This window comes from Mangrovactinospora gilvigrisea (assembly GCF_001879105.1).
GTDB classification, from domain to species: domain Bacteria; phylum Actinomycetota; class Actinomycetes; order Streptomycetales; family Streptomycetaceae; genus Mangrovactinospora; species Mangrovactinospora gilvigrisea.
Genome location: NZ_MLCF01000102.1, coordinates 1 through 22,709 on the forward strand (window position 1 = coordinate 1; position 22,709 = coordinate 22,709).

Sequence of the window (22,709 nt, forward strand, 5' to 3'; positions counted from 1 at the left end):
GGAATGGGTTGCGGGACGGGTTGCTGGGGGCCGGGTACACCGCTGACGGGGTGTTGGAGGCGCTCGGGGCCACCGCCTACAGCGCGTTGGCGCGGGGCGAGACCGTGCCCGCGGAGCGGGCCACCCGGGGCGGGGGCGTCCGCGAGGCGCTGATCCGGCTGCTCCTGCTGCAGCAGGAGGTGCCCCAGGAGCGCGTCGAGGGGATCGTGCCGCCCGACGGCGGGTGGGTGCGGCCCGGCGAGACCCCCGGGACCGTCCGGGCGACCGTCGACATTCGGCCATATCCGGAGGAGGGCGCCGACGCCTTCGTCGTCTCCGACCTCGGCTGCGCCGTCGGCGGCGCGGCTGGCGCCGCCGCCGCTGCCGGCGGGGTGGACCGCGCCGACCTGGTGCTCGGCGTCGGCGGCGCCTCCACCACGCTCGCCGGCATCACCGTCCCGGGCGCCTGCGCCACCGCCCTCGACCTGGGCACTGGCTCCGGCGTCCAGGCGATCAACGCCGCCCGCCGCGCCTCGCACGTCACCGCCACCGACCTCAACCCCCGCGCCGCCCGCTTCGCCGCCATGTCGCTGACGCTCTCCGGCGTTCCGGCGGAGCGTCAGGAGGTGCTCGCCGGCAGCCTCTTCGAGCCGGTCGGCGAGCGCCGCTTCGACCTGGTCGTCTCCAATCCGCCGTTCGTGGTCTCGCCCGCCGGCAGGTTCACCTACCGGGACGGCGGGCTGCCCGGTGACGAGCTGTGCCGGCGCATCGTCACTGAGGCGCCCGCCCACCTGGAGCCCGGCGGCTTCTGCCAGCTGCTGGCGAACTGGCAGCACGTCAAGGGCGAGGACTGGCGGGAGCGGCTGGCCTCCTGGATCGCCCCCACCGGCTGCGACGCCTGGGTGGTGCAGCGCGAGGTCCAGGACCCGGCGCAGTACGCCGAGCTCTGGCTGCGCGACGGCGGCGACCACCGGGATGCCCCCGAGGAGTACGCGGCCCGCTACGACGCCTGGCTGGACGCGTTCGAACGCGACGGCGTCGAGGGCATCGGATTCGGCTGGATCACGCTCAGGAACGCCGGCGCCGCCGAGCCCGCCGTCCGGATCGAGGAGTGGCCGCACCCCGTCGAGCAGCCGCTCGGCCCCGAGATCGCCGCCTGGTTCGAGCGGCAGGACTTCCTGCGGTCCGTGGACGACGACGCCCTGCTCGGCACCCGCTTCCGGCTCGCCGGCGAGCCCGGCGAAACCGTCCAGGAGCAGGTCGGCGCGCCCGGCGCCGAGGATCCGGAGCACGTGGTGCTGCGGCAGCGGCGCGGCATGATGCGGGCCACCCGGGTGGACACGGTCGGCGCCGGATTCGCCGGCGCCTGCGACGGCACCCTGGAGGCCGGCCGGATCGTCGACGCCATCGCCGAACTGCTCGAGGAGGACCCCGCCGAGCTGCGGGCCAAGACCCCGGAGAGCATCCGCTTCCTGGTGGAGCAGGGCTTCCTTCTTCCGGTGCGATGAGCGCGGACCCGCTACGGTGAACGGCTGAACTCCGCCCCATTCCGGCTGGACACCCGCGCCGATCCTCCCGCATGGTGGCGGAACGTCGTCCGAGCGAGTACACATCCGTACTCCGGCGGACACGTCGGGTGCCCGCCGTACGGTCGGACCGAATGTCGGGTTACCGTTCGAGTGGTGTTGCGGCGTGAGCGCGCCTTACCCCGAGTTGCCGGGGTACGGTCACCAATCGCCGTCATCGCCGCCCATAAGCGTGACCGTAGCGTGAGGAAGCAGCAGGGCCCGGACGCAGGGATCGGGTCCGACGACCGAGAGAAGAGCGAAGTTGTCCCCGACCAGCGAGACCGCGCCCCGCGGTCGGCGTCTCGTCATCGTGGAGTCGCCGGCCAAGGCGAAGACGATCAAGGGCTATCTCGGCCCCGGGTACACGGTCGAGGCCAGCGTCGGTCACATCCGCGACCTGCCGAGCAGCGCCGCGGAGGTACCCGAGGCCTACAAGGGCAAGCCCTGGGCGCGGCTCGGTGTCAACGTCGACGAGGGCTTCCAGCCCGTTTACGTCGTCAACGCCGACAAGAAGGCCCAGGTCAAGAAGCTCAAGGACCTGCTGAAGGAGTCCGACGAACTCTTCCTCGCCACCGATGAGGACCGCGAGGGAGAGGCCATCGCCTGGCACCTCGAGCAGGTCCTCAAGCCCAAGGTGCCGGTGCGCCGGATGGTCTTCCACGAGATCACCAAGGACGCCATCCAGGCCGCCGTCAACAGCCCCCGCGAGCTGAACAAGAAGCTCGTGGACGCCCAGGAGACCCGCCGCATCCTCGACCGGCTCTACGGCTACGAGGTCTCGCCGGTGCTGTGGAAGAAGGTCATGCCGCGGCTGTCGGCGGGCCGCGTCCAGTCGGTCGCCACCCGCCTGGTGGTGGAGCGCGAGCGGGAGCGGATGGCGTTCCGCTCCGCCGCGTACTGGGACCTGGAGGGCGTCTTCGCCACCGGCCGCGCCGGCGACGCCTCCGACCCGGGCACGTTCGGCGCCCGGCTGACGACGGTGGACGGCAAGCGCGTCGCCCAGGGCCGCGACTTCGGGTCCGACGGCGTTCTGAAGCAGGCCTCGGCGTCCGCCGGGGTGCTGCACCTGGACGAGGCCGCGGCGCGGACGCTGGCGGCCGCCCTGGAGGACACCTCCTTCGCGGTCCGCTCCGTCGAGTCCAAGCCGTACCGGCGCTCGCCGTACGCGCCCTTCCGGACGACGACGCTGCAGCAGGAGGCGTCCCGCAAGCTCGGCTTCGGGGCGAAGGCGACGATGCAGGTCGCCCAGAAGCTGTACGAGAACGGTTTCATCACCTATATGCGTACCGACTCCACCACGCTGTCGGAGACGGCGGTGGCGGCGGCGCGCGCCCAGGTGACGCAGCTGTACGGGTCCGAGTACCTGCCGGACAAGCCGCGCCAGTACGCCGGCAAGGTGAAGAACGCGCAGGAGGCGCACGAGGCGATCCGCCCCTCCGGCGACCGCTTCCGCACCCCGGCCGAGACCGGCCTCAGCGGCGACCAGTACAAGCTCTACGACCTGATCTGGAAGCGCACCGTCGCCTCCCAGATGAAGGACGCCGTCGGGCAGTCGGTGACCGTGCGGGTCGGCGGCGCCGCGAGCGACGGCCGGGACGCCGAGTTCTCCGCGTCCGGCAAGGTGATCACCTTCCACGGCTTCATGAAGGCCTATGTGGAGGGCGCCGACGACCCCAACGCCGAGCTGGACGACCGCGAGCGGCGGCTGCCGCAGGTCGCCGAGGGCGACGCGCTCACCGCGCGGGAGATCTCGGTGGACGGCCACGCCACCAAGCCGCCGGCCCGCTTCACCGAGGCCTCGCTGGTGAAGGAGCTGGAGGAGCGGGAGATCGGCCGCCCCTCGACGTATGCGTCGATCATCGGGACGATCCTCGACCGCGGGTACGTCTTCAAGAAGGGGACGGCGCTGGTTCCGTCCTGGCTGTCGTTCGCCGTGGTGGGGCTGCTGGAGAAGCACTTCGGCCGGCTCGTCGACTACGACTTCACGGCCAAGATGGAGGACGACCTCGACCGCATCGCGGCCGGCCAGGCGCAGGCGGTGCCGTGGCTGTCGCGGTTCTACTTCGGCGAGGGCGGCCCCGAGGGCGCCGCGGCCGGCGGCGCCTCGGCGGCGGACGCGGGCAACGGCGACGGCGACCACCTGGGCGGGCTCAAGGAGCTGGTGACGGACCTCGGGGCGATCGACGCCCGCGAGGTGTCCTCGTTCCCGGTGGGCGACGGGATCATGCTGCGCGTCGGGCGGTTCGGCCCGTACGTGGAGAAGGTCATCCCGGGCGGCGGCCCCGACGGCGCCGACCTGCAGAAGCGGATGGACGTCCCGGAGGACATGCCGCCGGACGAGCTGACGCCGGAGCTGGCGCAGGAGCTGCTGGACAAGCCGTCCGGGGAGCGCGAGCTGGGCATCGACCCGGAGTCGGGCCACCCGATCGTCGCCAAGAACGGCCGCTACGGCCCGTACGTCACCGAGGTGCTGCCCGACGGCACGCCGAAGACGGGCAAGAACGCGGTGAAGCCGCGGACCGGGTCGCTCTTCAAGACGATGTCGCCGGAGACGGTGACGCTGGAGGAGGCGCTGCGGCTGCTGTCGCTGCCGCGGGTGGTCGGCGTCGACCCGGAGAGCGGCACCGAGATCACGGCGCAGAACGGCAAGTACGGGCCGTACCTGAAGAAGGGGACGGACTCGCGTTCGCTGGAGTCCGAGGAGCAGATCTTCGGGATCACCCTGGAGGAGGCGCAGAAGCTCTACGCCCAGCCGAAGCAGCGCGGGCGGCGGGCGGCGGCGCCGCCGCTGAAGGAGCTGGGCGAGGACCCGGTCTCCGGGAAGCCGGTGGTGGTCAAGGACGGGCGGTTCGGTCCGTATGTGACGGACGGCGAGACGAACGCGACGCTGCGGAAGGGCGACGAGGTCGAGTCGATCTCGCAGGAGCGGGCGTTCGAGCTGCTGGCGGAGAAGCGGGCGAAGGGGCCGGCGAAGAAGGCTCCCGCGAAGAAGGCTGCCGCCAAGAAGGCCCCGGCGAAGAAGACGGCTGGTGCCAAGAAGGCGACGGCGTCCTCGGCGAAGAAGACGGCGACGAAGAAGGCCGCGTCGACGACCAAGAAGACTGCTGCCGCCAAGAAGACGACGGCGACGAAGACGGTTGACGCGTCGGTCGAGTAGCGGTCGGCGCCTTGTGCGCCTTGTGCTGTTGCCGCCCCTCCGCCCCTCCGCCCCCACCCGGGGTGGCGGGGCGGAGGGGTTTTCGGGTGGCCGCCGGGTTCGGACCGCCCCGGGGCGGGCGGGGGGCGAGGGGTTCGTTGGTGGGCGGCGGGGGCGCGTTGGTAGCTTGCGGCGCATGGATGAGGACTTCTTGCCGGGGCGGGACGGGCCGGCGGCTACGGTGGAGGCGCATCGGGTGCGGGGCGTGCGGATGGCGTACGCGCCGGATCCGGACGGGGACCCGGATCCCGGCGAGGTCGTCTGGACCTGGGTGCCGTTCGAGGAGAACGACGGCCGGGGCAAGGACCGCCCGGTGCTGGTGGTGGCGCGGGAGCACGGCGCCGAGACGGTGCTCGCCGTCCAGTTGACGAGCAAGCGCCACGACGACCGCGCGGAGTACCAGCCGATCGGGTCCGGGCCGTGGGACCGGGAGGACCGCGAGTCCTGGGTGCTGCTGGACCGGGTGTTCCGGATCCACCCCGCGGGGATGCGCCGCGAGGCGTGCGCGCTGGACCGGGGTCGGTTCAACCTGGTGGCCAACCGGCTGGTGGAGCGGTACGGCTGGGCGTAGCCGACGCTCGGCCGGTGTGATTGTGTGTGGGCGTCGAGAGCTGTCCCGCCTGCCCTGCCCGGCGCCCGTTGGAGGAATCCGGCCGTGAACAACCCTGCCCGCCCCGTCCGTCCCGTTGTGCCCGGGATCTGCTCCGTGACCTTCCGGGAGCTCGACGTGCCGACCGTCGTCGGCCTCACCGCCGACGCCGGGCTGCGCGCCGTGGAGTGGGGCGGGGACGTCCACGTGCCGGTGGGCGATCTGGCGGCCGCCGGGCGGGCGCGGGCGCTCTGCGCCGAGAAGGGCGTGGACGTCGCCTCCTACGGCTCCTACTGGCGGGCCGGCGATGTCGCCGGTTTCGCGGCGGTGGTGCGGACGGCGGCCGAGCTGGGCGCGCCGGGCATCCGGGTGTGGGCGGGCGAGAAGGGCTCCGCGGAGAGCTCCCCGGTTGAGCGGGCGGCCGTCGCGGCGGCGCTGGCCGGCGGGGCGGACCTGGCGGCGGAGCACGGGATCACCGTCAGCCTGGAGTTCCACCGCAACACCCTCACCGACACCCTCGCCTCGGCGCGGGCGCTGCTGGACGAGGCGGCGGCGCTGCGGCCGGGCGCGGAGCTGCCGCTGTGCAGCTACTGGCAGCCGGACTGGTGGACCGCGCCGACCGGGATCGGCCCGGCGGACGCGGTGGCGGAACTGGCGGCGCTGGGCGAGCGGCTGACGACCGTTCACGTCTTCTCCTGGGCGACGGACGGGGCCCGGCTGCCGCTCGCCGAGCGCGAGGAGCTGTGGCGGGCGGTCTTCCGGGCGCTGCACGCCGAGGGCGCGCACGCCGGCGGTGCACCCGCTGACGGCGCGCACGCCGGCGGTGCCGCGCGGGGCCACTACGCGCTGATGGAGTTCGTGGCGGGCGGCGATGCCGAGGTGTTCCGGAAGGACGCGGCGACGCTGCTGGGGTGGCTGGAGGAGTCCGTCAACCAGGCGTAGAGATGATCCCTCCTCTGGGGGATTGTGAGCCACGGTGCGCATCGGGTTATGTGCACAGAGTGGTGAAGATCCGTCAGGGAAGCCAGGGGAGGGGATCCATGAGGCACGCGAGGCACTGGGTGCGCTGCGGGACGGCCGTGGGCGCGGTGCTGCTCGCGGTGACGGGGGCGACGGCGGCCGCTGCCGCCGCGCCGCTGCCGTCGCCCCCGCCGCCGATGGGCGCCGGGTCGTCGGAGCTGCTGCCGGTGCCCGTATCGCCGGGGCCGTTCTCGCCGGGGCCGTCCGGGGACACCGGGCAGCTGCAGCTGAGCGAGCAGGGCGCGTCCGGCGGCGCGGTGCCGGTCTCCGCGGTGGTGCTCAGCTGCCCCGCCGGCGGTGCTGAAACGCATCCGCACGCCGCGCAGGCGTGCGCCGCGCTCGGCCGGGCGGACGGCGATCCCGCGAAGCTGCCCGGCTCGGACCGCATCTGCCCGATGATCTACCAGCCGGTGACGGCGCAGGTGGCGGGCGTCTGGGGCGGCAAACGCGTCGACTTCCGGCACGACTACGCCAACGCGTGCGTGATGAAGGCGAAGCTCGCCCCGGTCTTCGACTACTGAGGCCGCGGCGGGTGACGGGGGGTTAGCCCCACCCCGGTGCCGGTGGCTGCTCGGATCGCGGCGGTGGTGCCCGGCACGGGACGCTGCCGTCATGACGACATCAACGGACGCGCCGGCCGCCGCCGTGCGCCTCTCCGAGGTCGCCCGGACGTACGGGCGGGGGCCGGCCGCGGTGCAGGCGCTGCGCACCGTCTCGGTGGACATCCCGGACGGCTCGTTCACCGCCGTGATGGGCCCGTCCGGGTCGGGCAAGTCCACGCTGCTGCAGTGCGCCGCCGGGCTGGACACGCCCACCAGCGGCTCCGTCCGCCTCGGTGACACCGAGCTCACCGGCATGGACGAGAACGCGCTCACCCGGCTGCGGCGCGGCCGGGTCGGGTTCGTCTTCCAGGCCTACAACCTGGTGCCGTCGCTGACGGTGCGGCAGAACGTCGGCCTGCCGCTGCGGTTGGCCGGCCGCCGGGAGGACCGGGCCCGGATCGACTCGCTGCTGGAGAAGGTCGGCATCGCCGGCAAGGGCTGGCTGCGGCCCGCCCAGCTCTCCGGCGGCGAGGCGCAGCGCGCCGCGGTGGCGCGGGCGCTGATCACCGCCCCGGACGTGGTCTTCGCCGACGAGCCGACGGGCGCGCTGGACACCGTCTCCGCGGCCGGGGTGCTGGAACTGCTGCGCCGCTGCGTGGACGACGCCCACCAGACCGTCGTCATGGTCACCCACGACCCGGTGGCCGCCTCCTACGCCGACGCGGTGCTGCTGCTCGCCGACGGCATGATCGTCGACGAGCTGGTCGCGCCCACCGCCGCCCGGGTCGCCGAGCGGCTCTCCGCGCTGGGCGGCCGCCCCGGCACCGCGGGCCGCGACGGGGGGCGGTCGCGGTGATGCGGCTGGCCTGGGAGACGCTGCGCCACCGGCGGGCCGCCTTCGTCGGCGCGCTGGTGGCGCTCTTCACCGCGTCCGCGCTGGTGGGGGCGTGCGGGCTGCTGCTGCAGACCGGTATCGCCGGCACGGTGGCGGTGGAGCGGTACGCGGGGGCGCCGGTCGTGGTGGCGGCCGATCAGAGCGCGCACCGGGTGACGGTGCGGCAGCACCACGGCCGCACCCGGGTGCGGGACCGCGCCAAGGCCGACGCGGGCCGGGTCTGGCTCGACGCCGGCGCCGTGCGGCGGCTCGCCGGGCTGCCCGGGGTACGCGCGGCGGTGCCCGAGGTGGACTTTCCGGCGGCGGTGGCCACGTCCACCGGCCGCGGCGGATTCGCGGCCGGGCCGGACGGCACCTCCTCGCTCGGCCACGGCTGGGGCTCGGCGGCGCTCGCCCCGTTCCGGCTGACGGCCGGTCATGCGCCGGCCGGCGGCGGCGAGATCGCGGTGGACGCCGGCCTGGCCGGGCGCGCCGGGCTGCACCTCGGCCAGACGGTGCGGGTGCAGAGCGGCGGGGCGCTCGGCTCCTACCGCGTCGCGGGCCTGGTGCGGGCGCCGGGCAAGGACGGGCTGCGGCGGCAGGCCGCCGTCTTCTTCTCCGACGCGGAGGCGGCGCGGCTGGCCGGGCATCCGGGCCAGGTGGCCGCGGTGGGGCTGCTGGCCGATCCCGGTACGGGCGCGTCAAGGCTTGCGGACGAGGCCCGCGCGGCGCTGGCCGGCACCGCGGCGCGCGTCCACACCGGGGACGGCCGCGGTGCGGTGGAGTTCCCGGACGCGAGCACCGCCCGCACCCGGCTCACCAGCATGAGCGGCGCCATCGGGGGCACCGCGCTGTTCGCCGCGATCCTGGTGGTGGTCGGCACCTTCGCCCTGACGGTCCGGCAGCGGGCCCGCGAGCTGGCGCTGCTGCGGGCGGTCGGCACCACGCCGCGTCAGCTGCGGCGGATGGTGGGCCGGGAGGCGCTGCTGGTCGGGCTGGCGGCGGCGATCCCGGGCGCGGCGGTCGCGCTGCCGCTGGCGATGTGGATCCACGACCGGTTCGTGGCGCTCGGCGTCGTCCCCGACACGCTGCGGCTCGCGCTCGGGCCGATCCCGCTGGCGGCCGCGGTGGTGGCGACGGTGGCCGGCGGCTGGCTGGCGGCGCGGATCGCGGTGCGGCGGCCGGCCCGGGTCCGTCCCGGCGAGGCGCTCGCCGAGGCGGCCGCGGACGGGCGGCCGTTCGGCGCGGTGCGGCTGGTCGCCGGGCTGGTGCTGCTCGCGGGCGGGCTGGTGCTGGTGGTCGTGGAGCGGGGCCTGCGGGAGCTGGCCGGCGCGGAGCCGGTGGGCTATGCGACGGTCCTGGTGCTGGCGGCGTCGGTGTATGTGCTGGGCCCGGTGGTGGCCTGGGCTGCGGCGGCCGTGCTGGGCGGCCCGCTGGGCGCGTCGAGGGTCGCCGGGTATCTGGCGGCGAACAACGCGCGGGCGGCGGCGGGGCGGTTCGGCGCGGTGCTGGGGCCGCTCTGCCTGCTGGTGGCGATCGCCTGCACGACGCTCTTCATGGGGTCGACGCTGGATCATGCGGCGTCCGCGCAGGCCGCGTCGGGGACGCGGGCGGACTGGGCGGTGGCGTCGGCCGCCAAGGGCGTGGGGGTGCCGGACGCGGCGGTGGCGCGGCTGCGGTCCGTCCCGGGCGTCACGGCGGTGGTGCCGGTGCGGTCGACGCGGGTGCTCGTCCCGGACGGCGAGCATCTGGAGCACTACTCGGCGGTCGGCCTCGGGACGGCCGGGCTGACGCGGGCCGTCGACCTGGGCGTGCAGCGGGGCAGCGCGGCGGCGCTGCGGGAGTCGGGGACGGTGGCGCTGAGCCGGCCCGCGGCGGACGGGCTGGGGCGGGCGGCGCGCGTCGGGTCGCTGCTGCCGGTGACGCTGGCGGACGGGACGGCGGTGCGGGTGAAGGTCGTCGCGGTGTACGGGCGGTCGCTCGGCTTCGGGGACATGGTGCTGGGCGGGGGGCTGGTGGCGGCGCACGCTGACGACCGGGCGGCGTCGATGGTGCTGGTGGCGGGTGGACGCGAGCCCGCGGTGGCGTCCGCCGCGCGGGGTGGCGGCGCCCCGGCGCCGCGGGTGGCGGCGGCGCCCGAGGCGATGGCGTCGGCGGTGACGGGGAGCGGGAGCGGCGGGGGTGCGGCGAACTGGGTGATCGCCGGGCTGATCGTGGCGTTCACGGCGATCGGCGCGGTCAACGCGCTGGCGATGGCGACGATGGACCGGACCGGGGAGTTCCGGCTGCTGCGGCTGACGGGTCTGACGGTGCGCCAGGTGCGGGGGATGCTGCGCTGGGAGGCGGTGGTGGTCGCGGCCGGGGCCGTGCTGGTGGGGGTGGCGGCGGCGGGTGCGGTGCTGAGCGCGTTCGCGAGCGGCATGACGGGATCTGCGGTGCCGACCGTGCGGTGGCTGTCGCTGGGCGGGGTGGCCGGCGCGGCGCTGGCGCTGGCGATCGGGGCGGTAGCGGTCTCCGGGCGGGCGGCGGTCCGCCGCGGCGCGGTGTCGCCGCGCTGAGTTGCGGCGCCGCACGCGGGGCGGGTGGGGTGCCAGGTGGGCCGGCAGCCGTCAGACGCCCGTGGAGTCGCGGACGATCAGGCGGCAGGGGGTGGTGCGGATGCCGTGCTCGGGGTGGCCGTCTATGGCGGACATCAGGCGGAGCGCGGCGGTGCGGCCGACCTCGGTGAGGTTCATGTCGACGGTGGTGAGCGGGGGCCGGCAGGCCTCCGCCATCACCGCCCAGTTGTCGAAGCCGGCCACCGCCACGTCGTCCGGCACCCGGCGGCCCGCCTCGCGCAGCGCGTCCGCCGCGCCGCGGGCGATCTGGTCGCTGGCGCAGAAGACCGCGTCGCACTCCGGGTCGGTGCGCAGCACCGTCCGCATTCCCTGGCGCCCCCATGCTTCGGTCCAGGCCCCGTGGTGGACGCGTCCGGTGGCGAGCTCCGCGCCCGCTCCGCGCAGCGCGGCCACCGCCTCCTCGGCGCGCACCACCGCCGAGCGGTGGTGCGCCGGACCGGTGAGGTGGGCGATCCGGCGCCGTCCGGTGGCCAGCAGGTGCTCGACGATCGCGCGGGCCCCCGCGGCGTCGTCCGGCACCACGGACGGATCGTCCGGAGAGGTGGACGGCCCGAGGGCGTACACCACCGGCACGGGGGACGGCAGTTGCAGCGGCGGGCGCGGGTCGGTGCGGCGGCCGGTGACGATCAGGCCGTCGATGCTGCGGTCCAGCAGCGTGCGGACGTAGTGCTGCTCGCGGATCGGGTCGCCGCGGGTGTCGCAGAGGAAGACGGAGATCCGCCCGGAGCCCAGCGCGTCCTCGGCGCCCAGCAGCACCGGCAGGCTGAACCGCCCGATCGAGTCGGTGGTGATCAGCCCGACGGTGAAGGTGCGGCCCGAAAGCAGGCCGCGGGCGAGCGCGTTGGGGTGGAAGTCCAGCTTCCGCGCCGCTTCCAGCACCCGCTGCCGGGTCTCCTCGCGGAGCCGTCCGCGGCCGTTGAGGGCCTTGGAGGCGGTGCCCGGCGAGACGCCGGCAAGCGCGGCCACGTCGCTCAGGGTGGCCCGGCCGGTCGCGCCCGGGGCGGTGCCCGACGTCGTCGTCATGCGAAAACCTTTGCCGTCGCGTGGTGTTGAGGTGTGCTGTGCTGCGCCGCCCATGCTGGCACGGTTCGCCTCCGCGGCCAACGTCCGTTAGGCGGCAAGGGTCTTGACGGCCCTGCGGGGCGCCTCTACGTTCGGCAGGCAGGCGAGTGGGAAAAGGATTTCTCACCGTTGCCCGCACCCCGATCGGCAGGAGCCGCCATGCCCTCCGCAGGCCCCGTCCGCCCCACCGACCGCAGCAGCGCCGCACTCCGTCCCGACGCCTCCGCCGTCCTCACCGGTGACGGCCTGCTCGGACAGCGGCGCGCCGTCAACGCGTCCGTCAGCATCCCGCAGGGACCCGAGCGGCTGGAGGAGGCCGGAAACCTGGAGAACCTGCGCGCCGCCGCCCGCAAGGAGAGCGGCGAGGCGTTCCGCGGCGGGTATCCGTTCCAGGACTCGGACGTCCACAAGTGGCTGGAGGCTGCCGCCTGGCAGCTCGGCGACGACTCCACCGCCACCGACCCCGGGCTGCCCGACCGGGTGCAGGAGATCGTCGGGCTGCTGCGCGGCGCCCAGGACGACGCCGGCTACCTCAACAGCTACTTCATGCTGGCCAAGCCCGACCAGCCGCGCTTCACCGAGCTGGTCTGGGGCCACGAGCTGTACACCGCGGGCCACCTCATCCAGGCCGCCGTCGCCCACCACCGGGCCACCGGCCGCGGCGAACTCCTCGACATCGCGGTGAAGTTCGCCGACCTGATCGACGCGAGCTTCGGCCCCGAGGGCTCCGGCAAGCCGATCGACCGCATCGACGGCCACCCCGAGATCGAGACCGCCCTCGCCGAGCTCTACCGGGAGACCGGCGAGCGCCGCTACCTCGACCTCGCCGGGTACTTCGTCGACGCGCACGGCCGCGGCACCCTCGGCAGCGACACCAACCACCACATGCGGCTCGGCTACTTCCAGGACCATGCGCCGGTGCGCGAGGCGAAGGCCGTCACCGGCCACTCCGTCCGGCAGCTGTACCTGCTGGCCGGGGCGACGGACGTGGCCACCGAGACCGGCGACGCCGAACTGCGCGCGGCCGTGGAGCGGCTGTGGGCGGAGATGGCGGCTCGTCAGACCTACCTCACCGGGGGCGTCGGCGCTCACCACTCCGACGAGGCGTTCGGTCACCCCTACGAGCTGCCCAACGAGCGCGCCTACTGCGAGACCTGCGCGGCGATCGCCTCCGTGCAGTGGAGCTGGCGGATGGCGCTGCTCACCGGCGACACCCGGTACAGCGACCTGCTGGAGCGCACCCTGCTCAACGGGGTGCTGTGCGGGGTCTCGCTGGGCGGCGACCGCTACCTCTACGACAACCCGCTGCACGTCCGGGACGGCTTCGCCGACCAGGAGGGCGCGGGCGGCTCGCACGGCGAGGGCGACGACGGGGGCGGGCGGCGGGTCGGCTGGTTCCGCTGCGCGTGCTGCCCGCCGAACGTGATGCGGCTGCTGGCCTCGCTGCCGTCGTACGTCGCCTCGACGGACGCGGACGGGCTGCAGCTGCACCAGTACGCGGAGGGGACGGTCGCCGGCGGCGGGCTCGCCCTGGAGGTGGCGACCCGGTACCCGTGGGAGGGGCGGATCGCGCTGACGGTGCGGGAGGCCTCCGCGGGGGAGCGGACGCTGTCGCTGCGGATCCCGCACTGGGCGCGCGAGTGGACGGCCGACGTGAACGGGCAGGCGGGGGCCGGGATTGATGGCGCGCGAAGCGCTTCCCCGGAAGGGCGGGGGCGGGAGACGGGTGGGCGGGACGGCGGGTGGCTGCGGATCACCCGGGAGTGGGCGGCCGGGGACGAGGTCGTGCTGGACCTGGCGATGGCGCCGCGGCTGACCGAGGCGGACCCCCGGGTGGACGCGGCGCGCGGCTGCGCGGCGATCGAGCGCGGGCCGCTGGTGTACTGCGTGGAGGCCGGGGACCAGCCCGAACTGGGGGACGGGTACGGGCTGGACGACCTCGTCCTGGACGTGGCGGCGGGGCTGGCGGCGGAGTGGCGTCCGAAGCTGCTGGACGGGGTGTGCGTGGTGACGGCGACGGCGCGGGTGCGGGGGCGCTCGGGGAACGCGGGGTGGTGGCCCTACGGGGACGTCGACGCGGCCTCGGGCGAGGTGGGTGAGGCGGTGACGCTCACGGCCGTCCCCTACTACGCGTGGGCGAACCGCGGCGTCGGTGCGATGCGGGTGTGGATCCCGCGCGTGTGAGCGGTTGCTGCTGCCGCCACTCCGCCCCGGCACCCGACAGGGGGCGGTGGGGTGTCGGCGCCGTCGGTAGCCGGCGGCTCCCGGTTGGAGACCGAACTGAATCGAGGTGAACCGTGCAGAGATCCCGCTTACCCTCCCGGAGGGCGGTGCTGCGGGCCGGGGCCGGGGCGCTGCTCGGCGGCGCTGCCGCCGGGTGCGCGTTCGTGCCCGAGAACCGCGCCCACCACCTGGAGTTCCTCTTCTGGGGCTCCATCTACGAGGACCGCGGCGTGCACGCCGTCAGCCGCGCGTTCTCGCGCAGGCCCGGACGGCTGCCCGTCGCCGCGCAGGTCGTCGGCGGCGACTACGCCACGAAGATCAATACGCTGGTGGCGGCCCGTCAGGAGCCGGACATCGCCTATCTGCCCGCGGGCCTGGCGATGCGGCTCGGCGAGGGCGGACTCCTCGTCAACCTGCTCGACTACCGGCACAAGTACCCGCAGATCGACGATCTGCTGCCGCAGGCCCTGCACTACTACACCGAGACCGCGGCCGTCCCGCAGACCGCCGTCGAGGTGATGATGCTCTGGTACTCGACCCGGCTCTTCAGCAAGGCCGGCGTCCCGGAGCCGCCGGTGGACACCGCGTCCGCCTGGAGCTGGGACCGCTATCTGGAGACCTGCGACCGGCTCACCTTCGACGAGAAGGGGCGCCGCCCCTCCGAGAAGGGCTTCGACCCCACCCAGGTCCGGCAGTTCGGCGCCACCGCCCCCACCACCGTCAACACCACCCTCTACGCCCTGCTGCGCAGCAACGGCGCCGACCTCTTCGACGAGAAGGGCACCCGCTGCATCATCGACTCCGACGCCGCCGTCGAGGTGGTCTCGCAGATCGTCGAGATGATGTACGAGCACCGGGTGGCGCCCAGCCCCACCCTGCTCACCTCGATGAACACCGGCACCGCGCTGCTGCTGAAGTCGGGGCGGGTGGCCACCACCATCGACGGCTACTGGAACCTGCTGGACCTGGCGAACGCCCAGTTCCCCTACGGAGCGGGCGTGCTGCCCAAGTTCCAGGAGCCGATGACCGCGCAGACCAGCGGCATCACCGGCATCTTCAAGCGCTCCCAGTACCCCGAGCAGGCCGTCGAGTTCTACCTCCAGATGGCCGATCCGCGCAGCTGCCCCCTCTACAAGCAGGGCCTGTGGATGCCGCTGGAGCGCAGCTTCTACACCGACCCGAAGCTGCTGGCCACCTGGACCGATACGAAGATCCATCCGGCCGGGTTCGACCGGAGCACCGCGCAGCCCGCGCTGCACAACGTCTCGCCCGACCCGACCTTCCGGATCCGCAACAGCTCGGAGGTGTTCGCCCAGCTCACCCCGGCGCTCGACCCGATCTGGCTCGGCAAGCACCGCGGCACCGCCTCGGTGCGCAAGGCGCTGCGCCACGCCGCCGACGTCACCACCCCGTTCCTGGCCGGCGTCTACCCCGACGTGAAGATGTGAAGGAGTGACGGACCCTCATGACCGCACTCGCCACACGCAGTTCCCGCCCTGACGGGCGCCGGCGCCCGCGCGCCCGGCACGCCGTCGGCGGACTGGCCCGGATGGAGCGCCGCTGGGGGATCGGGCTCGCGCTGCCGGTCGTCGTCGGCTTCGTGCTCTTCACCGTCGGGCCGATGATCGCCTCGTTCGTCATCAGCCTCACCGACTGGACCATCGGCGGCAAGGTCCGCTGGGTCGGATTCGGCAACTACCGCGCCATGTTCGGCAGCGACGACCTGTTCTCCAAGTCGCTGGGCGTCACCCTGTACTACACGCTGCTGGCCGTGCCGCTCGGGCTGGCGATCGCCTTCGGGGCGTCGCTGCTGCTGAACCGCGACGTCCGCGGGCGCGGGCTGTTCCGGGTGCTGTTCTACCTGCCCGTGCTGGTGCCCTCGGTCGCCTCGGCGGTGCTGTGGACATGGGTGTACAACCCCGACTTCGGGCTGCTCAACCAGCTGCTGCGGGCCGCGCACCTGCCCACCTCGCAGTGGATCTACAGCGACACCATGGCCATCCCCTCGCTGGCGATCATGTCGGCCTGGGGGTTCGGCAACGCCACCGTCATCTTCCTCGCCGGGCTGCAGGGCGTGCCTCGGCACCTGTACGAGGCGATCGACGTGGACGGCGGCGGGGCGTGGGCGAAGTTCCGCTACATCACGGTGCCGATGATGACGCCGACCATCTTCTACAACCTGGTGATGGGGCTGATCGCGACCTTCCAGGTCTTCAACGAGGCGTATCTGATGACCTCGGGCGGCCCGGACAACGCCACCCTCTTCTACAACTACTACCTGTGGCGGACGGCCTTCTCGGACGGGCGGCTGGGGTATGCGTCCGCGCTGGCCTGGGTGCTGTTCCTGATCGTGGTGGTGGCCACCGCCCTGGTGTTCCGCTCGGCCCGGCGCTGGGTCTACTACGAAACGGGGGACGGACGATGAGGCGGCCGCGGAGCGGAGCGCGGAGGTTCCTGCTGTACGCGGTGCTGTGCGTGTGCGCCGCCGCCACGCTGCTGCCCTTCCTGTGGCTGGTGCGCAGCGCGCTGATGAAGGACGGGCAGATCTTCAAGTCGCCGCCGGAGTGGCTGCCGTCCCCGTTCGCCTGGCACAACTTCGGCGGGGCGCTCACCGCCCAGCCGTTCGGGCGGTACTTCCTCAACACGCTGACGCTGGAGCTGGCGATCGTCCCCGGGGTGCTCTTTGTCGGGTCGATTTCCGCCTTCGCCTTCGCCCGGCTGCGCTGGCGCGGGCGGAACACGGTCTTCGCGGTGCTGCTGTCGGCGCTGATGCTGCCGTACGCGGTGACGCTGGTGCCGACGTTCATCGGCTGGCAGTACGCGGGGCTGGTCGGCACCTATGTGCCGCTGAGCCTGCCGGCGTGGCTGGGGGCCGGGCAGATCGGCAGCATCTTCCTGCTGCGGCAGTTCTTTCTCTCCATCCCGCGCGAGCTGGACGACGCCGCCTACGTGGACGGGGCGCGGCCGTGGACCGTCTACTGGCGGATCGTGCTGCCGCTCTCCCGGCCGGCGCTGCTGGTGGTCGGGATCTTCACCTTCATCGGGGTGTGGAACGACTTCCTCAACCCGCTGATCTACCTCGCGGACGCCAAGCGGTACACGCTCTCGCTGGGGCTGGCGATGTTCCAGGGGTCGTACTCGGCGCAGTGGGGGTATCTGATGGCGGCCTCCACCATCGTCATCCTGCCGATCATCGTGCTGTTCTTCCTGGCCCAGCGGCACATTCTGGAGGGGATCACGCTCACCGGGCTGAAGGGGTGAGACGGGGGCCCGCTCCGCGGAATGGACGGGGCGCGCGGGGCACGGGCGCGCGCCTCGGCCGGACGGCCGAGGGGCGGCCCGCAGGAATGGGTCGAACTGCTGACGGGGTGCAGAGTGATTCCCGTTACGCTGGCTGAATGGCCTCGACTCCACCGAAACCGACATCTCCATCGACGTCCCCGGCGTCCTCGGCGCCGCCCTCGGTCGAGCGCGCGGTGCTGCGGGTGCCGGGCATGCGGAGGCTGTGGGGCATCCACCTGATCGGCGGGATCGCGGATCGGCTGGCGCTGCTGGTGGTCGTCGCGCTCACCGCGGTCGCGGCCGCCGGAGGGGGCTCCTTCGGCGGGGGCGTGCGGGGCGTGGCGTTCGCCGTCGCGGTGGCGCTGGCGGCGCGGCTGGCCGCCACGCTGCTGGGCGGCGCGGTGCTGCTCGGGCCGCTGGCCGCGGCCGTGGGCCGGGCGGACCGCCGCTGGGTGCTGATGGCGGGCGACGCGGTGCGTGCCGCGCTGGCGGCGGTGGCGCCGCTGTGGGTGGGTTGGTTCGGGGCCGGCCGGGCGGTCGGCTGGCTGGTGGCCTCCGCGTTCGTGCTGGGGCTGGCGGAGCGGGTGTGGACGGTGGCGCGGGGCACGGCGGAGGCGCGGCTGCTGCCGGCCGGGCCGGCGGCCGCGTCCACTTCCGGTGGCTCGGGTGCTTCGGGTGCTTCGGGTGGCTCGGGTGCGGACGGGGATGCGGCCGGGGCGCCGTCCGGGCACCGCCCGTCGATGCGTCAGCTGGAGGCGCTGCGGGCGCTCGGGCAGCGCACCGGGTACGCGGCGCTGCCGCTGGGCGCGGCGGCGCTGGTGGTGCTGGGGCTCGTCAACCGGGCGCTGGCCACCGGGGTTTCCTGGTTCGCGGGGCACGGCCTGGCGATACCCGCGTTCGGCGCGGCGGCGGGCTTTGCGGCGGCGATCGCGGTGCTCTGGCCGGCGACGCTGGCGCAGGGGCCGGTGGCGCCGGTCGTGGTGCGCTCCCCGCTGCAGGGTCTGCGTCCGCCGAAGGCCGTGGGCGGCTCGCGGGCGGCGGTTGCCGGTGGTGACGGTGCGGCGGCCGAGGGGTCGTCGGGCGGGTCCGCTGATGGGGCGTCGGGCCCGGCCGCTGCGGTTGCGGCGGCGGGGAAGGCGCCGGCCGCCTCGGCGAAGGCCGACGCGGTGGGCACCGCCGTGGTGGGCGTCGACGTGGTGGGCGTCGACGCGGCGAGCGCCGACGCGGTGGGCAAGGCGGACGGCGGCGCGCCGTCGGCACCGCCCGCGCCGAAGCTCTCGAAGTCGTCGGCGGTGCCGGAGGTGTCGAAGGCGGCGGACGCACCCGGTGAGGGCGCCGAGGCCGGCTCCAGTGCGGATGGCAAGGCCGCTGCCGCGAAGGCCGGCGACCCGAAGCCCGCGTCCGCCAAGCCCGGCGACCCGAAGCCCGCGTCCGCCAAGCCCGGCGCCGCGCGCGCCTGGCGGGGGCGGACGGGGGCGCTGCCGGCGCTCACCTTCGTCTCGGCCGCACTCTGCGGCCTGCTCGCCGCGTTCGCCGGCGTCTCCCTGCTGGAGGCGGGCGACCTCGGGGCCGGTCCGGTCGGCTGGGGCCTGCTGCTGGTCGCCGCCGGCGGCGGTCCGCTGCTCGGGGCGCGGGTGGCGCCGCGGCTGCTGCCGCGGCTGGAGCGCCGCGCCCTGGTTCCGCTCGCCGCCGGCACCGCCGGCCTGGCGCTGCTGATCGCCGCGTTCGTTCCGGACTTCGTCCTCGTCCTCGTCCTGGTGCTGCTCGCCGGGGCGGCCGTCGGCGTCGGGCGCTCCGTCTGCGGCGCGCTCGCCGCGCAGGAGGGCGAGGAGGCGCGGCAGCCGCGCATCGCCGAGCACCTGGCCGCCGCCCAGCGGGTGGCCGTCGGCGTCGGCCTGCTCGTCGGCCCGCTGCTGGCCGCCGCCATCGGCACTGCCGACTTCACCGACGCCCCGCTGCGCGGCGCCGCCGACCCCGGCTTCCAGCACGGCGGCGCCGGGTTCGCGCTGCTCGTCACAGGCGCGGCCGGGCTCGTCGAGGCCGCCGTCGCCCGGGCCCGGGTGGCGTCCGCCGTGCACGGCGTCGGCCGCGCGCTGGTCGCCTCGGTGCGCGGCGGCGCCCCCGCCGCGTCGGCCGCCACGACCGACGAACGCCCCACCGGCAACGGGTACTTCCTGGTGCTGGAGGGCGGCGACGGTGTCGGCAAGAGCACCCAGATCGAGGCGCTCTCCGCGTGGATCCGCTCCAAGGGCCACGAGGTGGTCGTCACCCGCGAGCCCGGCTCGACCGGCTTCGGCAAGCGGCTGCGCGAGATCGTCCTCGCCAAGGAGACGGGCGCGCTCTCGCACCGCGCCGAGGCCCTGCTCTACGCGGCGGACCGCGCCGAGCACGTGGCCTCGGTGGTGCGGCCCGCGCTGGCCCGCGGCGCCGTCGTCATCTCCGACCGCTACATGGACTCCTCCATCGCCTACCAGGGCGCCGGCCGCGACCTGGACGGCGAGGAGGTGGCCGGCCTCTCCCGGTGGGCCACCCGCGGGCTGGTCCCCGATCTGACGGTCGTTCTGGACCTCGACCCCGCCGAGGCGCGGCGCCGCCGCGGCGACGGCCGGGGCGAGGCGGCCGAGGACCGCATCGAGGCCGAGGGCGACGGGTTCCACGGCCGGGTGCGCGAGTCGTTCCTGGCGCTGGCCGCCGCCGACCCCGGCCGCTACCTGGTGGTGGACGCGGCCCAGGCCGCCTACTCCGTCACCACCGCGATCCGGCACCGGCTCGACCGCGAACTGCCGCTCTCCGAGCAGGAGAAGGAGGCGCGCGCCGAGCAGGAGCGCAAGGCCCGCGAGGAGGCCGAGCGGCTGGCGGCCGAGGCGGCCGAGCGGGAGCGCGAGAAGCAGGAGCTGATCGCGCGGCTGCGCGCCGAGGCCGAGGAGCGGGAGGCCGCCAAGGCGGCCGAGGAGCGCCGCCTGGAGGAGGAGCGCAAGGCCGAGGAGGCGCGCCGGGCCGCGGAGCAGAAGCGGCGGGCTGCCGAGGAGGAGGCCCGCCGTCGCGAGGCGGAGGAGGAGCAGCGCCGCAAGGACGAGGAGGAGCGCCGCCGGCGGGACGCCGCGGAGCGGGCGCGGGCCGCCGAGGAGGCGCGGCGCCGGGAGATCGAGCAGCGCAGGGCCGAGGAGGCGCTGCGGCGCGCCGAGGCGGAGCGCGCACGGCAGGAGGAGGAGCGGCGGGTCGCCGAGGAGAACCGGCGGCTGGTCGAGGAGGCGCTGCGGCGCCGTCAGGAGGAGGAGGCGGCGGCTGCGGCCGCCGCGGCCGAGGAGGAGGAGCGTCGCCGGGCGGCCGAGGCGGAGGAGCGCCAGGCCGCGGAGGCGCGCAGGCGTGCAGAGGAGCAGGAGCGGTTGCGGGTCGCGGAGTTGAAGCGGCGCGCCGCCGAGACCGAGGCCCTGAAGCGGGCCGAGGAGGCGGCGCGGGCGGCGAACGAGGCTGCCAACGCGCAGAAGAAGCAGGCGGAGAAGGCCGAGAAGGCGGAGAAGGACGACGGCCCGGCGGATGCGGTCGCGGAGGCGGCGTCCGAGGCACCGGCGTCCGAGGCGGCGGCTCCGGCCGCGCCCAGGGCGCGGGCGCCGCGCAAGACCGCGGCTCCGGCGAAGGGGCGGGCCAAGCCCGCCGCCAAGTCGGCGTCGTCGTCCACGGCGAAGTCCGCGGCGTCCAAGGCCAAGGCCAAGGAGAAGGACGCGGCGGCGGAGCAGGCGCAGCGCGAGCGGCAGGCGGCGCTCCGGGAGCGGGCCAAGCAGCAGCGCGAGGAGCGCACGCGCCGCGAGGAGGAGCAGCGCCGCCGCGAGCAGAGCCAGGAGGAGCGGCAGCGCGAGCTGCGCAGGCGCCTGGAGGAGCGGCACGGCGCGCCGGAGGCGCCGAGCGCTTCGGACGAGGCGACGCAGCCCAACCCGGTGGTGAAGTCCTCGGCCGATCCGGATTCGGAGACCACGGCCGAGACGACCGCGGTGCACCGCATCCCCGGTGAGGAGCAGCCCCAGGCCGCGCCGGAGTCCGGGCCGGAGTCGGCGTCCGAGTCCGTTCCCGAGAGCGATGCGGAGAAGACGGCGAAGTTGCCCGTCATCTCCGACGACGCGACGCGGACGCAGGTGATGCCGACGGTCGCGCCGTCCGTCGACGAGGAGACGGCGGTGACACCCCTTCCGCTGGACATCACCCTCGACGCCCCGGAGAACCGCGTGCCGGAGGGCATCTTCCGTCCGGAGGCTCCGCCGGAGAGTTCGGTGGAGCGCACCGCCGAGCTGCCGTCCCTCGCGGACGAGCTGCTCGGCGACAACGCGGAGCAGGCGCCGCCCGCCGACGAGGAGCCGCAGGCCAAGCGGAGGCGCAAGCGCGGCAAGTAGCCCGCGTCCGCGCCGGCCGTCCGCCGGTCCTTCGCCGTCACGGCTGCCGCCCCCGCCGCCGTCCCCGCGCCGCCCGCGGGGATGCCGGCGGTGTCGGATGCGTCCATTAACGTGGGGGCATGGCCGTGTGGGATGACCTGGTGGGGCAGCAGCCCGTCGTCGAGGAGCTGTCGGCCGCCGCCACGTCCGCGGCGGCGGTGGTGGCGGGCTCCGCCGACGCCTCGGCCGCCTCGCGGATGACGCATGCCTGGCTGGTGACGGGCCCGCCCGGGGCCGGCCGGTCCACCGCGGCGCGGGCGTTCTCCGCCGCGCTGCAGTGCACCAGCCCGGACGTCGCGATGGGCGCCGCCCCCGGCTGCGGCTTCTGCGACGGCTGCCACACCACGCTGGTCGGCACGCACGCCGACGTCGAGGTGGTCCGCGCCGAGCTGCTCACCATCGGCGTCAAGGACACCCGCGAGCTGGTCCGCCGCGCCAACCTGGCTCCCGCGGGCGGCCGTTGGCAGGTGATCCTGCTGGAGGACGCCGACCGGCTCACCGAGGGCGCCGCCAACGTCCTGCTCAAGGCCGTGGAGGAGCCCGCGCCGCGCACCGTCTGGCTGCTCTGCGCGCCGTCCCAGGAGGACGTCCTGCCCACCATCCGCTCGCGCTGCCGCCAGCTGCGGCTGCGCACCCCGTCCGACGGCGCCGTCGCCGACATGCTGATGCGCCGCGACGGCATCGACCCCGAGATGGCCCGCTACGCCGCGCAGGCCGCCCGCGGCCATCTCGGTCTGGCGCGCCGGCTGGCGACCGACGAGTCCGCGCGGGCCCGCCGCGCCGAGGTGCTGCGGGTGCCGCTGTCGGTCGGCGACATCGGCGGGTGCCTGCGCTCGGCGCAGCTGCTGGTGGAGGCGGCCACCGAGGACGCCAAGCAGCTCGCCGAGGAGACCGACGCCAAGGAGCAGGAGGAGATGCGGGCCGCGCTCGGCGCGGCCGCCGGCGCCGGGGGGCGGCTGCCGCGCGGCACCGCCGGGATCATGAAGGATCTGCAGGACCGTCAGAAGCGGCGGGCCACCCGCACCCAGCGCGACACGCTGGACCGGGCGCTGGGCGACATCGCCGGCTTCTACCGGGACGTGCTGGCCGTCCAGTTGGGCGCGCCGGTCCCGGCCACCAGCGACGACGGGCTGCGCGAGGCGGTCGCGTCGGCGGCCGGGGCGGGCGCCCCGGAGGCGACGCTGCGGCGGATCGAGGCGGTGCTCGCCTGCCGGACGGCGCTGGAGCGGAACGTGGCGCCGCTGCTGGCGGTCGAGGCGATGGCGCTGGCGCTCTGGAAGGGCTGACGGGGTCCGACGGGCTGACGCTCCGTCTGACGCTCTGACGGCGCGT

Annotated in this window: 14 protein-coding genes; 13 read left to right on the forward strand and 1 reads right to left on the reverse strand. The window is 75.1% G+C overall.

From position 1 onward, the window contains the following. Nucleotides 1-8 precede the first annotated feature (8 nt). From BIV57_RS17120 to BIV57_RS26485, 7 genes are all read left to right on the forward strand, one after another. Entirely contained in the window at nt 9-1,487 is a 1,479-nt protein-coding gene (locus BIV57_RS17120) for a DUF7059 domain-containing protein (RefSeq protein WP_071657703.1), read from the forward strand. A gap of 322 nt (nt 1,488-1,809) precedes the next feature. Continuing rightward, entirely contained in the window at nt 1,810-4,704 is a 2,895-nt protein-coding gene (topA, locus tag BIV57_RS17125; protein ID WP_071657704.1) for a type I DNA topoisomerase, read from the forward strand. A 175-nt stretch (nt 4,705-4,879) separates the two neighbouring features. Then, entirely contained in the window at nt 4,880-5,314 is a 435-nt protein-coding gene (locus BIV57_RS17130; protein WP_071657705.1) for a type II toxin-antitoxin system PemK/MazF family toxin, read from the forward strand. 135 nt (nt 5,315-5,449) lie between these two features. Then, nucleotides 5,450-6,274, forward strand: a complete 825-nt coding sequence (locus BIV57_RS17135; RefSeq protein WP_217651739.1) for a sugar phosphate isomerase/epimerase family protein — start codon at nt 5,450-5,452, stop codon at nt 6,272-6,274. 98 nt (nt 6,275-6,372) lie between these two features. Then, on the forward strand, nt 6,373-6,873 hold the full coding sequence (locus BIV57_RS17140) for an SSI family serine proteinase inhibitor (protein WP_175548782.1): 501 nt from the start codon (nt 6,373-6,375) through the stop codon (nt 6,871-6,873). A 91-nt stretch (nt 6,874-6,964) separates the two neighbouring features. Beyond that, nucleotides 6,965-7,750: an ABC transporter ATP-binding protein gene (locus tag BIV57_RS17145; protein ID WP_071657708.1), complete on the forward strand. Its 786-nt coding sequence runs from the start codon at nt 6,965-6,967 to the stop codon at nt 7,748-7,750. After that, nucleotides 7,750-10,326, forward strand: a complete 2,577-nt coding sequence (locus tag BIV57_RS26485) for an ABC transporter permease (protein ID WP_071657709.1) — start codon at nt 7,750-7,752, stop codon at nt 10,324-10,326. Before BIV57_RS17145 ends, BIV57_RS26485 begins: the two co-directional genes overlap by 1 nt. 51 nt (nt 10,327-10,377) lie before the next feature. Here BIV57_RS26485 and BIV57_RS17155 read toward each other — a convergent pair whose 3' ends face one another. Further along, nucleotides 10,378-11,409 (reverse strand): LacI family DNA-binding transcriptional regulator, encoded by a 1,032-nt coding sequence (locus tag BIV57_RS17155; RefSeq protein WP_071657710.1) that lies wholly within the window; start codon nt 11,407-11,409, stop codon nt 10,378-10,380. 198 nt (nt 11,410-11,607) lie between these two features. Between BIV57_RS17155 and BIV57_RS17160 the strand changes: the two genes are divergently transcribed. The 6 genes from BIV57_RS17160 to BIV57_RS17185 all read left to right on the forward strand — a co-directional run bounded on the left by BIV57_RS17160 (nt 11,608) and on the right by BIV57_RS17185 (nt 22,663). Then, the gene (locus BIV57_RS17160) at nt 11,608-13,632 is read left to right on the forward strand and encodes a glycoside hydrolase family 127 protein (RefSeq protein ID WP_071657711.1); all 2,025 of its coding nucleotides are present in this window, start codon (nt 11,608-11,610) and stop codon (nt 13,630-13,632) included. Nucleotides 13,633-13,778: 146 nt separating this feature from the next. Further along, entirely contained in the window at nt 13,779-15,119 is a 1,341-nt protein-coding gene (locus BIV57_RS17165; RefSeq protein ID WP_071657712.1) for an extracellular solute-binding protein, read from the forward strand. 17 nt (nt 15,120-15,136) lie between these two features. Next, nucleotides 15,137-16,096 (forward strand): carbohydrate ABC transporter permease, encoded by a 960-nt coding sequence (locus tag BIV57_RS17170; RefSeq protein WP_217651740.1) that lies wholly within the window; start codon nt 15,137-15,139, stop codon nt 16,094-16,096. Continuing rightward, a complete protein-coding gene (locus tag BIV57_RS17175; RefSeq protein ID WP_071657713.1) occupies nt 16,093-16,932 on the forward strand; it encodes a carbohydrate ABC transporter permease in 840 nt (279 codons plus the stop codon). The genes BIV57_RS17170 and BIV57_RS17175 overlap by 4 nt, the downstream gene beginning before the upstream one ends. A gap of 137 nt (nt 16,933-17,069) precedes the next feature. Continuing rightward, nucleotides 17,070-21,338 (forward strand): dTMP kinase, encoded by a 4,269-nt coding sequence (gene tmk / locus BIV57_RS17180; protein ID WP_079170416.1) that lies wholly within the window; start codon nt 17,070-17,072, stop codon nt 21,336-21,338. A 119-nt stretch (nt 21,339-21,457) separates the two neighbouring features. Next, the gene (locus BIV57_RS17185) at nt 21,458-22,663 is read left to right on the forward strand and encodes a DNA polymerase III subunit delta' (protein ID WP_071657715.1); all 1,206 of its coding nucleotides are present in this window, start codon (nt 21,458-21,460) and stop codon (nt 22,661-22,663) included. Nucleotides 22,664-22,709 lie beyond the last annotated feature (46 nt).

Coding starts and splice junctions, on each gene's coding strand:
- BIV57_RS26485 (WP_071657709.1), top strand. CDS start 7,750: ATGCGGCTGGCCTGGGAGACGCTGCGCCACCGGCGGGCCGCCTTCGTC.
- BIV57_RS17130 (WP_071657705.1), top strand. CDS start 4,880: ATGGATGAGGACTTCTTGCCGGGGCGGGACGGGCCGGCGGCTACGGTG.
- BIV57_RS17160 (WP_071657711.1), top strand. CDS start 11,608: ATGCCCTCCGCAGGCCCCGTCCGCCCCACCGACCGCAGCAGCGCCGCA.
- BIV57_RS17170 (WP_217651740.1), top strand. CDS start 15,137: ATGACCGCACTCGCCACACGCAGTTCCCGCCCTGACGGGCGCCGGCGC.
- tmk (WP_079170416.1), top strand. CDS start 17,070: ATGGCCTCGACTCCACCGAAACCGACATCTCCATCGACGTCCCCGGCG.
- BIV57_RS17185 (WP_071657715.1), top strand. CDS start 21,458: ATGGCCGTGTGGGATGACCTGGTGGGGCAGCAGCCCGTCGTCGAGGAG.
- BIV57_RS17175 (WP_071657713.1), top strand. CDS start 16,093: ATGAGGCGGCCGCGGAGCGGAGCGCGGAGGTTCCTGCTGTACGCGGTG.
- BIV57_RS17155 (WP_071657710.1), bottom strand. CDS start 11,409: ATGACGACGACGTCGGGCACCGCCCCGGGCGCGACCGGCCGGGCCACC.
- BIV57_RS17140 (WP_175548782.1), top strand. CDS start 6,373: ATGAGGCACGCGAGGCACTGGGTGCGCTGCGGGACGGCCGTGGGCGCG.
- BIV57_RS17145 (WP_071657708.1), top strand. CDS start 6,965: ATGACGACATCAACGGACGCGCCGGCCGCCGCCGTGCGCCTCTCCGAG.